Annotated in this window: 4 protein-coding genes and 1 pseudogene; 1 reads left to right on the top strand and 4 read right to left on the bottom strand. The window is 64.6% G+C overall.

What is annotated here, in order from left to right; translation table 11 throughout:
- The 3 genes and pseudogenes from VIR09_RS31555 to VIR09_RS00450 form a co-directional block, all read right to left on the bottom strand.
- A pseudogene (locus VIR09_RS31555) lies at positions 1-588 on the bottom strand (helix-turn-helix domain-containing protein); the annotation flags it as partial.
- 259 nt (positions 589-847) lie between these two features.
- Positions 848-1,702 (bottom strand): SDR family oxidoreductase, encoded by an 855-nt coding sequence (locus tag VIR09_RS00455; protein ID WP_332010643.1) that lies wholly within the window; start codon positions 1,700-1,702, stop codon positions 848-850.
- Between the two features lie 119 nt (positions 1,703-1,821).
- Complete coding sequence (locus tag VIR09_RS00450) at positions 1,822-2,565, bottom strand: SDR family oxidoreductase (protein ID WP_332010642.1); 744 nt, start codon at positions 2,563-2,565, stop codon at positions 1,822-1,824.
- A 219-nt stretch (positions 2,566-2,784) separates the two neighbouring features.
- Between VIR09_RS00450 and VIR09_RS00445 the strand changes: the two genes are divergently transcribed.
- Positions 2,785-3,711, top strand: a complete 927-nt coding sequence (locus VIR09_RS00445; RefSeq protein ID WP_332010640.1) for an AraC family transcriptional regulator — start codon at positions 2,785-2,787, stop codon at positions 3,709-3,711.
- Between the two features lie 79 nt (positions 3,712-3,790).
- On the opposite strand, the gene atpC is transcribed toward VIR09_RS00445, so the two are convergent.
- On the bottom strand, positions 3,791-4,100 hold a 310-nt coding region (gene atpC, locus VIR09_RS00440), incomplete at its 5' end, for an ATP synthase F1 subunit epsilon (RefSeq protein ID WP_332010638.1).

Genomic DNA, 4,100 nt, shown 5'->3' with positions numbered 1-4,100 from the left:
CAGAAGGCCCGCCGGTGCTTGCTGCAGGCACGCGCCGCCTGCGCCACGTTGCCGCCATGGCGCGCCAGCGCAAGCCGGATGTAGTCGCGCTCGAAGCCGTCCACCACCCGCGCCTTCGCGATCCGGAAGGATTCGTGCGCGGGCCGCGGATGGTGATGGCGCAGGCCGGACACGGTGTGTTCGACAAGATCCGGCGACACCCGGGCGGGCCAGGCGGCCAAGCCGCACCCGCAGGCTCTCCCTGCAGGCGGGCTGGGTCTCGAAATCCGAGGCGCCCAGGCTCAGCAGGTCTTCGATGGCGGGCGCCTTCACGTCCGAGATCAGCAACAGCAACGGGGTAGTCAGCACGGCGTCCGCCTGCTGCAAAGCCATCCGCGTCCAGGCCAGCGACGACGGCGCCACAGGCAGGATGCAGCAGTCATAGCGCCTGAGCGCCACCGCCAAGCGCGCCAGCGCCTGCACGTCCGCATCTTGGATCTGGGCTTCAGGCTCCGCGCCGGCGGCTGCATAACGCACCGGACTCAGCGACACCAAGTGCAGCCGCACGCGCATCTGCCTGGCCGGGTGCTGCGCAACCAGGTCGCGCATCGCCCCTTCGTGGCCAGGCGCCAGCAGAACCCCGCAATCCAGGACTTCTCGCACGCTTTCCCCCTACGCTTGACTAGGAAAGCTGAAGGCTACTGTTGCAAGCGCCGGCCAGCTATTCGTAGTGATCGCATTGCGGCTTGCACAAAGGGCGGCGCGGCAACCGCAGGAACATCGCAGAGGTTAGGGGCGTACCGTTATCGAGGAGTTGGCTTGCCGTCATCTTCCACCACAAGCGGAAGCGTGGCCCGTGGGCTGCGTGTCAGTCGGTGAAGTCGGTTGCGTCGGAGGCGCCTCGCCATGCGTCCAGATCCTCGCGGACCGCCTGCATCTTCTGCTCGGCCAGGGTGTTGGCAATCTTGCCAGCGAACAAATGGATGGGCGGCTTGGCGACGCGAGAGGCTTGCAGGATCAGCGTGGCGACTTTTTCGGGGTCGCCTGCTTGCTGGCCATGCAGTCCGTTCAAGTGCAAATCCAGCGAAGCCTGGGCTTCGGTGTAGTCGGCAATCGAACGCTGGGCCACGCCCAGCACGCTTTGCGCCAGAAAGTCCGTGCGCACCGGCCCCGGATAAACCACGGTGGCCTTGATGCCCAGCTCTGCCACTTCGGCCGCCAGTGATTCGGTCAGCCCCGCGACGGCGAACTTGCTGGCGGCATAACTGCCCCAGCCCGCGTAGCCGCCCTGGAAGCCCACGATAGAGGCCAGGTTGAAGATGTGGCCGCTACGTTGCGCGCGCAGATGCGGCAGTGCATGCCGCAGCACGTGCAACGGTGCGAACACGTTGACCTCGAAGTTGCGGCGCAGTTCGGCATCGGTCAGCGCCTCGACCGTGCCCTGCTGGGCGTAGCCGGCGTTGTTCACCACGCGGTCGATACGGCCGAAGGTGGCGATCGCTTTATCGATGGCGGCCTGCACGCTCGCCTCGCTGCCCAGGTCGACCTCCAACGCCAGCAGACGCGCGTTGTTTTGTCCGAAAGCTTGATGCAGGCTGTCGAGCGTGCGCGATGTGACTGCCACGGCATCGCCATTGGCCAGCGCCTGGCGAGCCAGGGAAAAGCCAATGCCGCGAGCAGCGCCGGTGATGAACCAGACCTTGGAATGAGAGGGTGTTTGCATGGGGTGATGCTCCTTGTAAATCGAATTACTGGATGGCGACACGCGCGGCGAACGGCTTGTCGTAAGAAAGATCAGTGGAGTGGGACACGAGGGTTCCTTGAAAAATGAACGGGCGTAGATCAGTACGGGCTTGCGGTGGGGCGCAAGATGATTTCGCTGACGTCCACGTCATCCGGCTGCGAGATCGCATAGCCGATGGCCTTTGCCACGGCCTGCGGCGCGATTGCGATGCGGCGGAATTCACGCATTGCCGCGCGCGCCGTCTCATCGCTGATGGAGTCGGCCAGTTCAGACTCCACGACGCCGGGACTGACCACCGTCACGCGCAAGACATCTGTCTCCTGGCGCAGCCCGTCGGAGATCGCGCGCACGGCGTACTTGGTGGCGCAGTAGACGGCGGCGGTCGGGGTGACCGCATGCGCGCCGATCGACGCCACATTGATGATGTGTCCACGCCCCTGCGCCTGCATGGCAGGCAGCACGGCCGCGATGCCATGCAAGACACCGCGCACGTTGACATCGATCATGCGGTTCCATTCATCGACTTTGAGCGCCGCCAGCGGCGACAAAGGCATGACGCCCGCGTTGTTGATCAGCACATCGATGCGGCCATGGCGTTGCTGCGCAAAGGCGGCGATGCGCTGCACATCGGCCAGTTGGGTGACGTCAAGCGTAAGCGCGTCCACGCTGGCCCCCTGCGCACGCAGTTCCTCCTGCAGCGCGGTGAGACGGTCGCTGCGGCGTGCCCCGATGACCAGCTTGTGGCCCATCTGCGCCAGGTGGCGGGCCGTGGCCTCGCCAATGCCGCTGCTCGCGCCGGTCAGGACGATGACCTTGGGGGTGTTCGCGTTGATGGATTCCATTGCTTCTCCTTGGTGCCCCGGGCCGATGAAAGACGACCGCCAGGGGTGATATGAACCAGGAGAAATCGTAGGCAAGCCGTCAGGATCAGACGAGATGCAGAGCTATTGCATCATTGCCTATTTCTATTTCTTCAGATCAAATATTGGATAATTAATGCAAGAATATGGCCTGTTCATAAATTGAACCCAAGATCTCGCAATGAAAGCCCTCATCCAGACATGACCCGGCAAGCCGAGATGGCGGCCTTGATCCAGCGGCTTGCCCCGCAAGAGGGGTACACGCGTTCCTTGCTGGATGGCGTGCGCCTGATGCGCGCGGATCGGCCGCTGGGACGCACTCCCGTGCTGTACGAGCCCAGCATCGTGATCGTCTGCCAAGGCCACAAGCGTGGCTATCTGGCCGATCAGGTCTATCGCTACGATGCCTTGCACTATCTGGTGTTGTCGGTGCCACTGCCGTTCTCGACCGAGACCGATGCCAGCCCCGAGGCGCCGCTGCTGGCCGTATCCGTGCGGCTGGACATGACCGCCGTGGCCGATCTGGTCATCGAGGTGGAGCAGCAGGCGAGCACGCCGGTCTGCGCGCCCGTGGGCATCGTGTCCACGCCGCTGGACGCAACGCTGGCCGACACCACCGTGCGCCTGCTCCAGGCTTTGACTTCGCCACTGGAAGCCAAGGTGCTGGGGCCCGCCATCGTGCGGGAGTTGAGTTTTCGCGTGTTGATGGGTCCCCAGGGCGGGGCAATCCGGGCAGCGCTGGCCTATCAAGGCAACTTCGGCCGGATCTCCCGGGTTCTGCGCCGCATCCATAACGACTATGCGCAAAGCCTGGACGTCGAATTGCTGGCCGGCGAGGCGGGTCTGAGCATTCCGGCTTTCCACGCGCATTTCAAGGCCGTGACCGCCACCTCGCCGATCCAGTACATCAAGTCGGTGCGCTTGCATCAGGCTCGGCTGCTGATGATCCGGGACGATCTGACCGCGGCGGCGGCCGGCGCACGGGTCGGCTATGAGAGCGCATCGCAGTTCAACCGCGAGTTCAAACGCTTCTTCGGGCGCAGCCCGGGCGAGGAGGCACGAGAAATGCGCTCCGCTTTCGCGCTCACGGCCCCCACGCAACTGGATGCGGTCGCCTTGGCACATTGACGCGTCGTGAAATGAAAAAAGCGGCCCGAGGGCCGCTTTTTTCGATTCCGGGGCGAACCCCGGGGCACCGCTTTGCCGCTTAGTGCGAACGGCCGCCTTGGCGCAGCTTGCGCGCCGCGATGGCTTGCGCAGCCAGCATGGCGAGTTCGGCTTCGACCACGGCGATGTCCGCCTTGTCCTTGGCGTTGGCCAGGGCCTGTTCGGCCTTCTGGCGCGCTTCCAGGGCGCGGGCTTCGTCCAGGTCTGCGGCACGGATAGCCGTGTCGGCCAGAACCGTCACGCTGCCCGGCTGCACTTCCAGAATGCCCCCGGCGACGAAGATGTTTTCCTCGCCTTGGTCGGCACGAACGATCTTGACCGTCCCGGGGCGTATGCGCGAAATCAGCGGG

Source organism: Achromobacter sp. (assembly GCF_036567245.1).
GTDB lineage: Bacteria > Pseudomonadota > Gammaproteobacteria > Burkholderiales > Burkholderiaceae_B > Achromobacter.
Note: the sequence above shows the minus strand (reverse complement) of the source record. Positions and strands in the feature narration are given on the sequence as shown.

What these genes read in the sequence shown, in the direction of transcription:
- VIR09_RS00455 (WP_332010643.1), bottom strand. Translation starts at nt 1,702, where the DNA reads ATGCAAACACCCTCTCATTCCAAGGTCTGGTTCATCACCGGCGCTGCT.
- VIR09_RS00450 (WP_332010642.1), bottom strand. Translation starts at nt 2,565, where the DNA reads ATGGAATCCATCAACGCGAACACCCCCAAGGTCATCGTCCTGACCGGC.
- VIR09_RS00445 (WP_332010640.1), top strand. Translation starts at nt 2,785, where the DNA reads ATGACCCGGCAAGCCGAGATGGCGGCCTTGATCCAGCGGCTTGCCCCG.